General features: G+C 72.0%; 14 protein-coding genes. 3 read left to right on the plus strand and 11 right to left on the minus strand.

Going from position 1 to position 13,359, the window contains the following annotated elements; translation table 11 throughout:
* Positions 1-30: 30 nt before the first annotated feature.
* Entirely contained in the window at positions 31-1,269 is a 1,239-nt protein-coding gene (locus tag ACFYPJ_RS13635) for a MurT ligase domain-containing protein (protein WP_389015211.1), read from the minus strand.
* Between the two features lie 149 nt (positions 1,270-1,418).
* Here ACFYPJ_RS13635 and def point away from each other — a divergent pair, with 149 nt between their 5' ends.
* Positions 1,419-1,958, plus strand: coding sequence for a peptide deformylase (def, locus tag ACFYPJ_RS13640; RefSeq protein ID WP_389015214.1), 540 nt, complete (start codon positions 1,419-1,421; stop codon positions 1,956-1,958).
* A 116-nt stretch (positions 1,959-2,074) separates the two neighbouring features.
* Here def and ACFYPJ_RS13645 read toward each other — a convergent pair whose 3' ends face one another.
* A complete protein-coding gene (locus ACFYPJ_RS13645) occupies positions 2,075-2,716 on the minus strand; it encodes a TetR family transcriptional regulator (protein ID WP_389015217.1) in 642 nt (213 codons plus the stop codon).
* 170 nt (positions 2,717-2,886) lie between these two features.
* On the opposite strand from ACFYPJ_RS13645, the gene ACFYPJ_RS13650 reads away from it, so the two are divergent.
* The gene (locus ACFYPJ_RS13650) at positions 2,887-4,113 is read left to right on the plus strand and encodes an acyl-CoA dehydrogenase family protein (protein ID WP_389015220.1); all 1,227 of its coding nucleotides are present in this window, start codon (positions 2,887-2,889) and stop codon (positions 4,111-4,113) included.
* A 100-nt stretch (positions 4,114-4,213) separates the two neighbouring features.
* Here ACFYPJ_RS13650 and ACFYPJ_RS13655 read toward each other — a convergent pair whose 3' ends face one another.
* The 9 genes from ACFYPJ_RS13655 to ACFYPJ_RS13695 all read right to left on the minus strand — a co-directional run bounded on the left by ACFYPJ_RS13655 (position 4,214) and on the right by ACFYPJ_RS13695 (position 12,581).
* On the minus strand, positions 4,214-4,735 hold the full coding sequence (locus tag ACFYPJ_RS13655) for a cupin domain-containing protein (protein ID WP_389015223.1): 522 nt from the start codon (positions 4,733-4,735) through the stop codon (positions 4,214-4,216).
* 7 nt (positions 4,736-4,742) lie between these two features.
* On the minus strand, positions 4,743-5,957 hold the full coding sequence (locus tag ACFYPJ_RS13660; protein WP_389015226.1) for a cytochrome P450: 1,215 nt from the start codon (positions 5,955-5,957) through the stop codon (positions 4,743-4,745).
* A gap of 8 nt (positions 5,958-5,965) precedes the next feature.
* Positions 5,966-7,018: a type III polyketide synthase gene (locus ACFYPJ_RS13665; RefSeq protein ID WP_389015229.1), complete on the minus strand. Its 1,053-nt coding sequence runs from the start codon at positions 7,016-7,018 to the stop codon at positions 5,966-5,968.
* 96 nt (positions 7,019-7,114) lie between these two features.
* Positions 7,115-7,357, minus strand: coding sequence for a hypothetical protein (locus ACFYPJ_RS13670; protein ID WP_389015232.1), 243 nt, complete (start codon positions 7,355-7,357; stop codon positions 7,115-7,117).
* A 345-nt stretch (positions 7,358-7,702) separates the two neighbouring features.
* On the minus strand, positions 7,703-7,936 hold the full coding sequence (locus tag ACFYPJ_RS13675) for a DUF6213 family protein (protein ID WP_389015235.1): 234 nt from the start codon (positions 7,934-7,936) through the stop codon (positions 7,703-7,705).
* 25 nt (positions 7,937-7,961) lie between these two features.
* Positions 7,962-9,347 carry an NADP-dependent succinic semialdehyde dehydrogenase gene (locus tag ACFYPJ_RS13680; protein ID WP_389015238.1) on the minus strand — a complete coding sequence of 462 codons (1,386 nt, stop codon included), beginning with the start codon at positions 9,345-9,347 and terminating at the stop codon, positions 7,962-7,964.
* A 250-nt stretch (positions 9,348-9,597) separates the two neighbouring features.
* Positions 9,598-10,068 (minus strand): NUDIX domain-containing protein, encoded by a 471-nt coding sequence (locus ACFYPJ_RS13685; RefSeq protein WP_389015241.1) that lies wholly within the window; start codon positions 10,066-10,068, stop codon positions 9,598-9,600.
* Entirely contained in the window at positions 10,065-11,603 is a 1,539-nt protein-coding gene (locus ACFYPJ_RS13690; RefSeq protein ID WP_389015244.1) for an ATP-dependent DNA ligase, read from the minus strand. Before ACFYPJ_RS13690 ends, ACFYPJ_RS13685 begins: the two co-directional genes overlap by 4 nt.
* Positions 11,604-11,633: 30 nt before the next feature.
* Positions 11,634-12,581, minus strand: coding sequence for an NAD(P)/FAD-dependent oxidoreductase (locus ACFYPJ_RS13695; RefSeq protein ID WP_389015247.1), 948 nt, complete (start codon positions 12,579-12,581; stop codon positions 11,634-11,636).
* Between the two features lie 77 nt (positions 12,582-12,658).
* Between ACFYPJ_RS13695 and ACFYPJ_RS13700 the strand changes: the two genes are divergently transcribed.
* A complete protein-coding gene (locus ACFYPJ_RS13700) occupies positions 12,659-13,297 on the plus strand; it encodes a helix-turn-helix domain-containing protein (protein WP_389015250.1) in 639 nt (212 codons plus the stop codon).
* Positions 13,298-13,359 lie beyond the last annotated feature (62 nt).

A 13,359-nucleotide genomic window follows, 5' to 3' on the forward strand; every position in this document is an offset into this window, starting at 1 on the left:
AAGTGATCGTCCTTCGTGTCAGGTGTGCCGTCAGTTCCCGACCCGGCGGCGCAGGTCCTGGAACGCGGTGTAGTTCGCGATGACCTCGATACGGCCCGGCGGTGCCTGCTGGACGGCCTGGTCGACGTTCTCGCAGACCTGGAACTGCTGGCCCGCCACCTCCAGACGCACCGCGAGGTCGAGTTTCCGGTCGCCGATGACGAAGATCGGGTGGCCGGTCAGACGCGTGTAGTCGACGTCCCAGAGCCAGGAGGTGTCGGTGCCGTCGGCGCCGCGCGCGTTCACGGAGAGGATCACCGGGGTGGGCGGCGGGTCGATCAGGGAGAAGGTCTCCAGCCAGCCCGCCGGGTTCTTCGCCAGCAGCAGACGCAGGTCGCGTTCGAGGAACTGGACCACGTCGTAGCGTCCGGCCACCGCCTGCACCTGGTACATGCGCTCCAGGGCGACCTGCGGCGGCACGCCGAAGACCGCGGCGACGGCCGCGGAGCTGGCGGCGTTGGCCTTGTTGGCGCGGCCCGGCAGCTGGAGGTGGATCGGCCAGGCCGAGCCGTGCGGGTCGAGGACATGGTCGCCGTGCAGCGTCCAGCTCGGCGCCGGACGGCGGAATCCGCACTGGCCGCAGTACCAGTCGTCGCCGGGGCGCTGCATCACGCCACCGCAGGACGGGCAGGACCAGGCGTCGTCCTTCCACATCTGGCCGGCCGCGACCCAGATCACATTGGGCGAGGAGGAAGCGGCCCACACCACCAGCGGGTCGTCGCAGTTGGCGACGACGACGGCCTTGGCGCCGGACAGGCCCTCGCGCCAGTTCTCGGCGAGCATGCGGGTCTCGGCGGCGCGGTCGAGCTGGTCGCGGGAGAGGTTGAGCAGCGCGATGCACCTGGGGTCGGTGTCCCGGGCCACGCCCGCCAGGTACTTCTCGTCGACCTCGATCACGCCGAAGCGCGCGTCCGAACGGCCCGCGAGGGCCGACGTGATGCCGGCCGGCATGTTGGCGCCGAGCGCGTTGGAGACGACCGGGCCCGCGGCGCGCAGCGCTTCGGCGATGAGCCGGGTGGTGGTGGTTTTGCCGTTGGTGGCGGACACCAGGATGACGTCCAGGTTCTGGGCGAGCCGGGCGAGGAGGTCGGGGTCGAGTTTCAGCGCGACCCGGCCACCGATCACCGATCCGCTGCCGCGCCCGGCGGCGCGCGACGCCGCAGCGACCGCCTTGCCCGCGGTCACGGCCAGCTTGGCCCGCGGCGTGAGCGGGTCCGAGTTGCCTGCCATCAGTTCTCGATCCTCCTTGCGTACGCGCCGTGCTTGAGCCGTCCGGCAACGTGGTGGACGTCAGCCTATCGAGATCCGTTCGCACACCCGAATCCCGGCCCACGCCTGCGCGGCGGGGTGTGGGCCCAGGGAACCGTACCCTTGCGGCCATGCGAAACGGTTCCATTCGGGGTGCCCGCGGCCGGGTCCGCCCTCTCACTCTGCACGGCGCCCCGGCGTTGCACACCCCCTGCGCTGAGGTGACCGACTTCGGCGCCGGACTGGCGGAACTGGTGGAGGACCTGTTCGCCACGATGTACGCGGCAGAGGGAGTGGGGCTGACCGCGAACCAGGTCGGCGCGCCGCTCAGCGTGTTCGTCTACGACTGTCCTGACGACGAGGACGTACGCCACCTGGGACATGTGGTCAACCCGCGGCTGGTGGAGTCGGGCGGTGTGGTGGTGCGGGGTCCGGAGGGCTGTCTGTCGCTGCCGGGCCTGGAGGCGGCGACCGAGCGGTACGACCACGCGGTCGTCGAGGGCTTCTCGCTGACCGGTGAGCCGGTGACCGTGCACGGCACCGGATTCTTCGCCCGGTGTTTGCAGCACGAGTGGGACCACGTGGCGGGCAAGGTCTACGCGGACCGGGTCAAGGGCTGGCGTCGCACGCGTCTGCTCCGGCAGATGAACCGGGCCCCCTGGCATCGGTGAGCCGAACGTGGTGGCGCCGGTGTGCCGAGGCCCACGGCGCCGGTACGGCGGCCCGCCGCAGGGGCGGGCGTCCGGAGTCCGGAGACCGTTCACCAGGGACGCCCCTCGTACGGAGGTCAGAACCCCGGACCGCCCGCCCGGTCCCCGGCGCCGGCCAGCCGGCCCCACAGCAGATCGGCGAGACTCTTCACCAGTTCCGCACGGGAACAGGGCCGCTCGCCGAGCCACCAGTCGCCTGCCGCGTGCATCATGCCGACGATTCCGTGGCCCCACACCCGGGCCAGCTGCTGGCTGCTCGGGCCCAGGTCCAGCCGCTCCTCGATGACCTGGGCCAGTTCCTCGCCCATCCGCCGCAGCAGGGGAGCGCTGTGCTTGCCGACGTCGAAGCCCGCATCGCTCTGGGAACCCTCCGCCGGATGCATGAGGAAGCGGTACACCTGAGGGCGGGCCTCGATCGCGGCGAGATAGGTGTCCAGGGTGGCCTCGACCCGCCGGCGCCGCTCCGCCGGGGCGTCCAGCGCGGCCCGCAGCGAATCGAGGAGTGCATCCGTGTGCCGCTTGGCCAGGGCCGCGTAGAGGCCGCCCTTGTCGCCGAAGTGCCGGTACAGGATCGGCTTGGTGATGCCCGCCTCCGCGGCGATGGCGTTCATCGATGCCTGCGGCCCGTCACGCAGCACCACCCGGTCCGCGGCCTCCAGCAGCTCGCGCCGTCGGCGGTCGGCGGACCGCTGCTGCTCGGTCCGCTGTGTGGTGTCCATGTGATCTCCCCACCCGTGGTGTTCCGGTGACGCCTGCGCAAACTAACACTGTCGGTGCCCCTGACATCGAACGGGAGGGCGACGGGGCATCGGGAGTTGACTTCTCCTACCGGTCGGTAACACACTCGGGTTACCGCAAGTAACACGCACGTGCCGCAGCTGGAGGGGACATGGCCGAGTTCACCATGGAGCTCAACGACGAACAGAAGGAGGTCAAGGAGTGGCTGCACGGCTTCGCCGCCGATGTGATCCGTCCCGCGGCCGCCGAATGGGACGAGCGTGAGGAGACTCCCTGGCCGGTCATCCAGGAGGCCGCCAAGGTCGGCATCTACTCCCTCGACTTCTACGCGCAGCAGTACTTCGACCCCACCGGGCTCGGCATTCCGATGGCCATGGAGGAGCTGTTCTGGGGCGACGCGGGCATCGCCCTGTCCATCGTCGGCACCGGTCTCGCCGCCGTGGGCGTCCTCGCCAACGGCACCGAGGAGCAGATCGGCACCTGGATCCCGCAGATGTACGGCGACGCGACGGACGTCAAGGTCGCGGCCTTCTGTTCCTCCGAGCCCGATGCCGGCTCCGACGTGGCCTCCCTGCGCACGCGCGCCGGGTACGACGAGGCCAAGGACGAGTGGGTGATCAACGGCACGAAGACCTGGGCGACCAACGGCGGCATCGCGAGCGTCCATGTCGTCGTCGCGCAGGTCGACCCGGAGCTGGGCTCCAAGGGGCACGCCTCGTTCATCGTCCCGCCGGGGACCCGGGGGCTCACCCAGGGCCAGAAGTTCAAGAAGCACGGCATCCGCGCCTCGCACACCGCCGAGGTCGTCCTGGACGGCGTCCGGGTGCCCGGCTCGTGCCTGCTCGGCGGCAAGGAGAAGCTGGACCAGCGGCTGGCCCGGGCCCGGGAGCGGGCCCGCAGCGGCGGCGAGCGGATGAAGAACGCGGCGATGGCCACGTTCGAGGCGTCCAGGCCGGCGGTCGGCGCGATGGCCGTGGGCACCGCCCGGGCCGCGTACGAGGTCGCCCTCGACTACGCCAGGACCCGTGAGCAGTTCGGCCGGCCGATCATCGACAACCAGGGCGTCGCCTTCCAGCTCGCGGACATGCGCACCCAGATCGACGCGGCGCGGCTGCTGGTGTGGCGGGCCTCCTGGATGGCGATCAACGGCAAGCCGTTCACCGCGGCCGAGGGCTCGATGTCCAAGCTGTTCGCCAGCGAGACCGCGAAGAAGGTGACCGCCCAGGCGATCCAGATCCTCGGCGGCAACGGTTACACCCGGGAGTACCCGGTGGAGCGGATGCACAGGGACAGCGCTATTTACACCATTTTCGAAGGAACAAGTGAGATCCAGCGCCTGGTGATCGCCCGCACCCTCTCGGGCCTGCCGATCCGCTGAGCACCCCTTTTGGCCCACTGCGTCGGGCGCCCGCACCGTCTCCGCCACCCGACGGGTGGCGGAGCCGGTGCGGGCGCCCGACGTGGGCCGACACCGGTGGTCAGTTGTGCCGCAGCGGCGTCAGCTGCTCGATGTCGTAGCGCCTGCGCAGCGCCTCGATGGCGGCGTGGTCCGGCGGACCCCCGCCGCCCAGGATCTCCAGCAACTCCTCGAAGTACCGCTCGTGATCGGGCGGCGGAGATGCCTGGAAGAACATCTTGGCCGGGCTGTCGGTCGGATTGGCGAAGGCGTGCGGGCAGCCGGGCGGTACGACGATGACGGTGCCGGGCGTCGCCCGCACCACCCTGTTGCCCGAGCTCGACTCCCAGTGGTGCCAGTTGTCGGGCGTACGGACCCGCGGTTCGAAGGCCAGTACGTCCAACTCGCCCTCCAGCACGTAGAACAACTCCTCGCTGCGCGTGTGCACGTGGGCGCCGACATCGAAGCCGGGCGGGACCTCCACCTCGAAGGTGGAGGCCGTCCGTGAGTGCGTGCCGGTCACCTTGAACGTCACACGCTGGGCCGGCGCCTGGACGATACGTCCCTGTCCCGGCGGTACCAGCAGCCCCTCCGTCGCGGTCATCGCACCCTCACCAGGTCACGGGCAGTGCCTCGGGGCCACGGATCAGCGCGCCTTTCCGGAACGGAACCCGGTCCGGCTCCACCGCGAGCCGCAGGCTCGGCACCCGGTCCAGCAGCACGTCCACCAGCAGCTCCGACTCCAGCCGGGCCAGCAGGCCGCCGGGGCAGTAGTGCGGGCCGGAACCGAACGCCACATGGGGGTTCGGACTGCGGTCGAAGTCGACCGCATCGGGGTCGGGGAAGACGTCCGGATCGCGGTTGGCGGCCAGATACGACACGTAGACCGGGTCGCCTGCACGGATCCGTACGCCCCCGACCTCCACGTCCGCCAGGGCGATCCGGGACAGTCCGACCGCGTTGCGGTGCGGGACGTAGCGCAGCAGCTCGTCGATGGCCCGGGGTCTGGCCGCCGGCTCCGCGCGGAGCCGTTCGACGAGGTCGGGGCGGGTCAGCAGCAGGTAGAACATCTGCCCGCTGTTGCTGGTGACCGCCTCGCCGCCGATCTGCAGGAGAACGGCGAGACCGACCGCCTCCTCCAGCGTCACCTCGCCCCGGCCCACGGCGGCACCGAGCAGTGAGGCGACGTCCTCGGCCGAGCTGTCCAGGCGCACTCCGACGAGATCGGCGAAGTACGCGCTCATCTCCTCCTTGGCCTGCTCGCCGGCCTGTTCGCCGTGCGCGGCCGACAGGATCGCCCGTGTCCAGGCGTGCATGTCCTGCCGGTCCGCGACGGGGACGCCCATCAGCTCGCAGATCACCGCGATCGGGAAGGGACCGAGCACCGTCGCGGCCAGATCGGCCGGCCGGTCACCGCGCAGCAGCTCGTCGACCAGCTCGTCCAGCAGGGCCCGGGCCTTGTCGCGGACCCGTGCCACGCCCTTCGCGGTGAACGCGGGCGCGACCGTGCGGCGCAGCCGGGTGTGGTCGGGCGGATCCAGGAAACCGACCGCGCCACGGGGCGGGACGAAGTGCGGGGCCAGCCGGGTGACCTGCTGGTCCATGACCGCCGTACGGCCGAACCGGGGATCGCCGGCCACCGCCCGTACGTCCTCGTACCGGGTGATCAGCCAGGCCCAGCCCTCGCCGTTGGGCAGGTGGATCCGGGCGACCGGACCCTCCTGCATCAACTCGCGCAGGACCGGATCGAAGTCGACTCCGGTCAGCTCGGCCGCCGGCCAGTTCCGGACCGTCGGCAGAGCGTCGGTGAGCGTCTCTTCGGCCATGTCGTCCCTCAGTCCCTCTGCACCCAGCTGCCCACCGTCATCTCGGCGGTGATACCCGGACCGAAGCCGGCGAGCAGCCCGCGGGCCCCGTCCTCGGCGCCGCCCTCGTCGAACAGCCGGCGCAGCGCGTCCAGCACCACGGCGCTGGCGATGTTGCCGTACTCCGTGAGCGTGGCCCGGCTGAACCGGAACGCGTGCGGCTCGACCTTCAGGTACTTGCTGAGGTCGTCGAGGATCCGCGGCCCGCCCGCATGGATGACGTAGAAGTCCAGGTCGGACGCGTTCCAGCCGTGGGTGTTCGCGAGGTCGTGGAGCGCCGGGGCGAGCGGCTCCATCGTGGCGGGCACCCTCTTGTCCAGCAGGAAGTGGAAGCCCGTGGCCCGGATGTCGTACGCGATCCAGTCCTCGGTCTTCGGGATCAGGTAGGAGCCGTTGCGCTCCAGCTGCACACCGGTGCCGCCCTGCCCGCGCACCACGGCCGCGGCGATGCCGTCGCCGAACAGGCCGTTGGAGAGCAGCGAGCCGACGCCCAGGTCGGTGGGCTGGTAGCACAGCGAGCAGAACTCGCAGGCCACGATCAGCACGTTGGCCTCGGGGTAGGCCGTGCAGAAGTCGTGGGCCCGGTTGATGGCCGCACCGCCGGCCGCGCAGCCCAGTTGCGCTATCGGCAGCTGCCGGGTGGTGCTCGGGAAGTCCATCTCGTTGATCAGCCATGCGGTCAGCGACGGCATCATGAAGCCCGTGCACGACACGTAGACGATGACATCGATGTCAGAGGTCAGCAGCTCGGCGTCGTCGAGGGCCCGCTGGATCACCGCGGGCACCCGGGCCTTCGCCTCCGCCTCGTAGAGCTTGTTGCGGTCCTCGAAGCCGGGGTGCTTCAGGGTCTCCTCGATGGGCTGCACGATGTGCCGGGTGCGTACGCCCGTGTTCTCGATCAGCCGGAGGGCCAGCGGCAGCTGCGGATGGTCCGCGTGACGCTCGCGCGCGAGCTCCAGTGTCTCCTCCATCGTGATCACGTTCTCTGGTACGGACACCGAGGGTCTGCACAAAGTCGCCATGAGCCGTCCCTGCTTTCGCCGTCCGGGGGCATTCGCCCACCGATCAGAAGGTGGTGCATTCAGGTTCACCCTTCGGGGCGACGATCTCTCTCTGGGTTACTCCGAATCGGGGACGGCGGGTGGAGAACGGGCCTCGGTTCCCAACACCCGGACGGGGGAGGCGATGCGGCGGACGGCCAAGGGATTGCTGGCCTCGGCGCCTGCCCGCCCGCCCCGGACCCGCGGGGCGAATCCGCTCGCGACGTTGATCACCGAGGGGGAGAGGAGCCGGGTGCGGTCGGCCTGCCGGCCCTGGAACGGGGGTGGGTGGCCGTCGCGGAACGGCGTGCCTTCCTGCATCTGGCCCAACGTGCAGCCGAATGCCGTGAATCGGCTGCCCGGCCTTTGCTGCCGTTGCACCTGTCGTGTGCTGGTCCCGCGCATCGTGCCCGTCCCGCTCGTCGTGCCGGTGCTGCTCGTCGTGAGTGTCGCTCGTCGTGGCCGGTGGGGCCGCGCTCGTACTGATGTCAACTACGCGTTGCGGCCAGGCTGTTGAGGTCCACGGCAGCGTGTGGCCGCGCTGCTCGGCTCGGTGGCGTGAGGCCGTGTCGTCCCTGTGCGGGTGCGTCGTGGCCGGTCGCGCGGTTCCCCGCGCCCCCCCTTTGGGGCGGTGTCGCAGGGGTTGGACGCATGCTTCTCACGTGCTCAGGGCGCTCCGCTGCTGTGCGCGATGCACGCCACGTCGATGCGGTCGGCCAGCTTCGCCAGTTCGATCGTCAGCGCGGCGACCGTGTCCTCGTCGAGCCCTTCCTGTCCGGCTTCGACGAGGCGCAGCCACCGTCCGCCCACCGTGCGGAGCAGCTTGCTGACGTCGGACGCGGCCACCTGCAAGTTACCGCGGTCGTCGACGATCAGAGGCAGGGTCACTTCGCGGTTCACAGATCGGATCGTAGCCCTGGAAGCGTCACGCACCCTGCCAAACCGTGGTGATGTTGCAGAACTCGCGGATCCCGTGCCCGGACAGCTCACGCCCGTACCCGGATCGCTTCACGCCGCCGAACGGGAACGCCGGGTGGGACGCGGTCATCCCGTTCACGTACACGCTGCCCGCCTCCAGATCCCGTACGAACCGGTCGATCTCGGCCTCATTTTGCGTCCATACGTTCGAACTCAGTCCGAACGGTGTGTCGTTCGCGATCAGCACGGCCTCGTCGAGGTCGGCGGCCCGGTAGAGCGTGGCCACCGGCCCGAACGCCTCCTCGCGGTGGATGCGCATCCCGCGGGTGATCCCGGCGAGCACCGTCGGCAGGTAGTACCAGCCGGGCCCCTCCGGCCGGTGGCCGCCGCACAGCACCTCGGCCCCGCCGCGCCGGGCGTCGTCGACCAGCTCCTCCAGATCGGCCCGTCCCTGCTCGGTGGAGAGCGGGCCGACGTCCGTCGCCTCCGCCATCGGGTCGCCGACCGTCAGCCCCCGCATCCCGGCGACGAACCGCTCGGCGAAGGCGTCGTAGACGTCCGTGTGCACGATGAACCGTTTGGCGGCGATGCACGACTGCCCGTTGTTCTGCACCCGGGCGGTCACCGCGACCTGCGCGGCCCGGTCCAGGTCGGCCGACGGCATGACCACGTAGGGATCGCTGCCGCCCAGCTCCAGCACCGTCTTCTTGACCATGTTCCCGGCGGCGGAGGCGACGGCCCGGCCCGCGGGTTCGCTGCCGGTCAGTGTCGCGGCCCTGACCCGCTCGTCGCGCAGCACGTCCTCGACCGCCCCCGACCCGATGAGCAGGGTCTGGAAGCAGCCCGGGGTGAAGCCGGCCCGGTGGAACAGGTCCTCCAGGTAGAGGGCGGTCTGCGGGACGCTGGAGGCGTGCTTGAGCAGCCCGACGTTGCCCGCCATCAGGGCCGGGGCCGCGAACCGCATCACCTGCCACAGCGGGAAGTTCCACGGCATGACCGCGAGCACCGGACCGAGCGGCCGGTAGCGCACCCGTACCCGTGACGCGCCGGAGTCCCGCACATCGGCGTCGGCGGGCACCTCGTCGGCCAGCAGGCTTTCGGCGTGCTCGGCGTACCAGCGCATCGCCTTGGCGCACTTCGCGGCCTCCGCGCGGGCCTGCTTGACCGGCTTGCCCATCTCGGTGGTCATGGTGCGCGCGATGTCCTCCCGGTCCTCGTCCAGGAGGTTGGCCGCTTGGAGCAGCAGGCGCCCGCGGTCCGTGAACCGACTCGACCGGTAGGTGCGGAAGGTGGCCGCGGCGAGCTGGAGCCGGCGCTCGATCTCCTCCTCGCCCATGGCCTCGTACGTCTTGATCGTCTCGCCGTTCGCCGGGTTCACCGTCGCGATGGGCATGGCCGACCTCCCTCGGAGCGGGCTGTGTTTCGACCTTCCCGCGCGGCGCTGGGGTCCGCAACGTGTGAGGGGCGCAAGCGGTATCGGCCGCCGGGCCGGCGCACCGCGCAACGGCGCTGCCCGGTGGCGGCCACGCCCTCCCGCCGTCCGGCCGGCGTCACCGCGGACAGCCGCGGATCGCTGCGCCACAGGTCGGCCGTGCGGTGCCGGTCCGGTGGCGCGGGGTCCTGCCGGGCGCCGCTGACCGGGCTCAGCGGCTCGTCGTGTGTTCCGCCAGCCGGTCGAGGAACGCGGCCTGGGCCCGGACGATCAGCTGTCCGGCCCGGTCGAGCCCGAACCACTCCACCCGGTCCAGTTCCGGGAAGTCCTGGATCCGGCCCGACCGCGGCGGCCACTCCATCCGGAAGGTGCCGGGCACGACGGCCGCCGGATCCAGGTCCGCCTCCACCGCCCACGCCGTGACGACCTTGCCGCCGTTCTGTCTGACCTCGCCGAGCGGTACGGCCTCCCCGTCGGGCGGCGGCAGACCCAGCTCCTCCCGGAACTCGCGCCGGGCCGCGTCCCAGGCGCTCTCGTCCGCGTCGTACTCGCCCTTCGGCACGGTCCACGCGCCGGCGTCCTTCTTGGCGAAGAACGGGCCGCCCATGTGGCCGAGCAGCACCTCCAGGCCGGCCCCGGCGTGCCGGAACAGGAGCAGTCCCGCGCTCCTTCGGCCGGTCATGCCCGGAACTCCGGATGCGCGGCGAGCAGCGACTCGACGGTGTCGGCCTGCTCCGGCCCCTTGTCCTCGCGGTAGCGGACCACCCGGGCGAAGCGCAGGGTGATGCCGGCCGGATAGCGGGAGGAGCGCTGGAGGCCGTCGTAGGCGATCTCGACGACGAGTTCGGGCCGTACGGTGACCAGTCGGCCGTCGTCCTCGACGGCCAGCGCGCGCAGCCGCTCGGTCTGCCGGCCGAGCATCGCGTCGGTCATCCCCTTGAAGGTCTTGCCGAGCATGGCGAAGCCGCCGTCCGGGTCGCGGGCGCCCAGATGGAGGTTGGAGAGCTTGCCGGCGCGGCGGCCATGGCCCCACTCGGCGGCCAGGACCACCAGGTCCAGGGTGTGCACGGGCTTGACCTTCAGCCAGGACGCCCCGCGCCGGCCCGCGCTGTAGGGCGCGTCCAGGGCCTTGACCACGACACCCTCGTGGCCGCGTGCCAGGGTCTCGGCGAGGAAGCGTTCCGCCTCCCCGATGTCCCCGGGGCCGGACACCAGGGTCCGGCGCACCCGCATCGGCGCGGGTACCAGCCGGGCCAGCTCGGCGTGCCGGTCGGCGAACGGCAGGTCGAGCAGGTCGTGGTCGCCGGCCATGAGGGCGTCGAAGAACACCGGGGAGACGGGGACCTCCCGGGCCGCCCGCGCCACGTCCATCCGGGAGCCGACCCGGCCGGCCGTCTCCTGGAACGACCGCGGCCGGCCGGCCGCGTCGAACGAGATCACCTCGCCGTCCAGGATGAACCGCTCGCCCGTCAGCTCCAGGGCGGCGGCCGTCACTTCGGGCAGCCGGTCGGTGATGTCGTCCAGCGTGCGGGTGTGGATGCGCACCGAGTCGCCGTCCCGGTGGAGCTGGACGCGGATGCCGTCCAGTTTCTCCTCGACCGCGCAGGCACCCAGGTGCGCGACCGCGTCCGCGACCGAGGAGGCGGTCCGGGCCAGCATCGGCTGTACCGGGCGGCCGACGGTGAGCCGGAACCGGTTCAGTGCACCGGGACCGTCCCCGAGCAGCGCCGCGGCGACCGCCGGGAGCGACCCGGCGAGCATCACGGCCCGCCGGACCCGGGCCGGGTCCGCCCCGGTCGCCTGTGCCAGGCCCTCCACGGCGACGGCGTCCAAGGCGCCCTGCCGCACTTCGCCGGTGAGCAGTCCGAGCAGGAAGCGCTGCTCGTCCTCGGTGGCCGCGCCGAACAGGGCACCGACCAGCCGGGCCCGCCGCGCCTGCGAGCCCGGACCGGAGAGCTTGCCCAGCTCGGTGAGCCGGGCATCCACCTCGCGCACGGTGAGGGAGGGTTCCGCGGCCGGGGGCACGGGCCGGCCGAGCACCGCCCAGCCGACGCCGAGCCGGCCCTGCGGCAGCCGTCCGGCCAGATAGGGGATGACGATCGGTACGTCGTCCGGCTCCGCGTCCCGGAACAGCCCGGCGAGCAGGGCGGTCTTCCGGGACCGGGCCGCGGTGGCGGCGACGTCCCGGGACACGTCGGCGAGCCGGGCCAGCAGCATGCAGCCCATGGTGCACCGGGGGTGGCGGGACTACACCCCCACGGCCGCGTCGAGCGCCGCGAAGACCAGGTCCCCGTTGATCGCCGCGCCCGCCCGGTAGCCGCGGCTGGCCGCGTTCACCACCTGCTCCGCGAAGCCGCTCGCGTTGCCCGCAGCCCACAGGCCCGGCACGCTCGTCAGGCCCCGCTCGTCGGTCACCGGGAAGGTGCCGAAGGGCGTCTGGCGCATCTCGGCTCCGAGCCGCACCAGCAGATCGGTCTGCGGCACCGCACGCGGCGCCACGAACAGCACCTCGCGTTCGTGGACCGTGCCGCCCGCGGAGGCGGCGAGCCGCACCCCCGTCAGCCGGTCGTCCGTGACCGTCAGTCCCGCCACCTCGCCGGGGACCACCCGCACCCCGCCCGCCGCCAGCCTGCGCAGATCGTCGTCCGCGAGTTCGGCCTCGGCGACCCGGTGCAGGAAGAGGGTCACGTCCTTGGACCACTGGGTCACCATCAGCGCCTGGTGGACACTCATCGGGGTGGTGGCGAGCACGCCGAACGCCCGGTCGCGCACCTCCCAGCCGTGGCAGTACGGGCAGTGCAGCACGTCCCGGCCGAAGCGTTCGGCGAGGCCGTCGACCGGCGGAAGGTCGTCGCGCAGTCCGGTCGCGACCACCAGGTGCGGGGCGCGCACCGTCCGTCCGCCGGCCAGCGTGACGGCGAACCCCGCGGCGCGGGTGACGTCCACCGCGCGGTCCCGGACCAGTTCCACGCCGTACCGCTCGATCTCCGCCCGGCCGGCGGCGAGGAACTCGGCGGGCGGCATGCCGTCGCGGGTCAGATAGCCCTGCATGTGTGCGGCGGGCGCGTTGCGCGGCTCGCCCGCGTCGACGACCAGCGTCCGGCGCCGGGAACGCCCCAGCACCAGTGCGGCGGACAGCCCGGCCGTCCCGCCTCCCACGATGATCGCTTCGTACGCCCCGGCCTTCTCGGTCATGGTGACCACCTCCACGGCGACGGTCGCCCGGATCCTGCCGCGTTGACAAATTGATTTGCCGAAACTGCAATGGGTGTATGGGTGAGGCGAAGCAAAAGGGTGACGTGAACGGCGACGCGGACGTGCGCGGTGACACCGGCGAGGTGCTCGCCGAGGTCGGCCCGCGGCTGCGGCGGATCCGCAAGGAGCGGGGCGCCACGCTGGCCGGGCTCGCGGAGACCACCGGCATCTCGGTGAGCACGCTCTCCCGGCTGGAGTCAGGTCTGCGCAAACCGTCCCTGGAACTGCTGCTGCCGATCGCGCGGGCGCACCGGGTGCCGCTGGACGAGCTGGTGGGCGCCCCGCCCATCGACGATCCGCGGGTGCGGGCCACGAAGCCGATCGTGCGGTTCGGGCGCACGCACTGGCCGCTCACCCGCCAGCCGGGCGGACTGCAGGCGTTCAAGGTGCTCGAACCGCAGCGCCGCCAGGAGCCTGACCCGCGGACCCACGAGGGCTTCGAGTGGCTGTACGTGCTGTCCGGGCGGCTGCGGCTGGTGCTCGGCGGGCACGACGTGGTGCTCGGGCCGGGGGAGGCGGCAGAGTTCGACACCCGGGTCCCGCACTGGTTCGGGTCGACGGGGGAGGGGCCGGTGGAGTTCCTGAGCCTGTTCGGACCGCAGGGCGAGCGCATGCATGTGCGGACACGGTCGGCCCGGAGCGGCGAGGGCGGCTGACGGGGCGTGCCTCGCGCAGGGCGGCGCGGCGCAGGCGCCGTGCGACGGGCGACGCGCTTCCC

Source organism: Streptomyces sp. NPDC006012 (genome assembly GCF_042871185.1).
Classification (GTDB): Bacteria; Actinomycetota; Actinomycetes; order Streptomycetales; family Streptomycetaceae; genus Streptomyces.

Coding starts and splice junctions, on each gene's coding strand:
- ACFYPJ_RS13635 (WP_389015211.1), bottom strand. CDS start 1,269: ATGGCAGGCAACTCGGACCCGCTCACGCCGCGGGCCAAGCTGGCCGTG.
- def (WP_389015214.1), top strand. CDS start 1,419: ATGCGAAACGGTTCCATTCGGGGTGCCCGCGGCCGGGTCCGCCCTCTC.
- ACFYPJ_RS13645 (WP_389015217.1), bottom strand. CDS start 2,716: ATGGACACCACACAGCGGACCGAGCAGCAGCGGTCCGCCGACCGCCGA.
- ACFYPJ_RS13650 (WP_389015220.1), top strand. CDS start 2,887: ATGGCCGAGTTCACCATGGAGCTCAACGACGAACAGAAGGAGGTCAAG.
- ACFYPJ_RS13655 (WP_389015223.1), bottom strand. CDS start 4,735: ATGACCGCGACGGAGGGGCTGCTGGTACCGCCGGGACAGGGACGTATC.
- ACFYPJ_RS13660 (WP_389015226.1), bottom strand. CDS start 5,957: ATGGCCGAAGAGACGCTCACCGACGCTCTGCCGACGGTCCGGAACTGG.
- ACFYPJ_RS13665 (WP_389015229.1), bottom strand. CDS start 7,018: ATGGCGACTTTGTGCAGACCCTCGGTGTCCGTACCAGAGAACGTGATC.
- ACFYPJ_RS13670 (WP_389015232.1), bottom strand. CDS start 7,357: ATGCAGGAAGGCACGCCGTTCCGCGACGGCCACCCACCCCCGTTCCAG.
- ACFYPJ_RS13680 (WP_389015238.1), bottom strand. CDS start 9,347: ATGCCCATCGCGACGGTGAACCCGGCGAACGGCGAGACGATCAAGACG.
- ACFYPJ_RS13685 (WP_389015241.1), bottom strand. CDS start 10,068: ATGACCGGCCGAAGGAGCGCGGGACTGCTCCTGTTCCGGCACGCCGGG.
- ACFYPJ_RS13690 (WP_389015244.1), bottom strand. CDS start 11,603: ATGCTGCTGGCCCGGCTCGCCGACGTGTCCCGGGACGTCGCCGCCACC.
- ACFYPJ_RS13695 (WP_389015247.1), bottom strand. CDS start 12,581: ATGACCGAGAAGGCCGGGGCGTACGAAGCGATCATCGTGGGAGGCGGG.
- ACFYPJ_RS13700 (WP_389015250.1), top strand. CDS start 12,659: ATGGGTGAGGCGAAGCAAAAGGGTGACGTGAACGGCGACGCGGACGTG.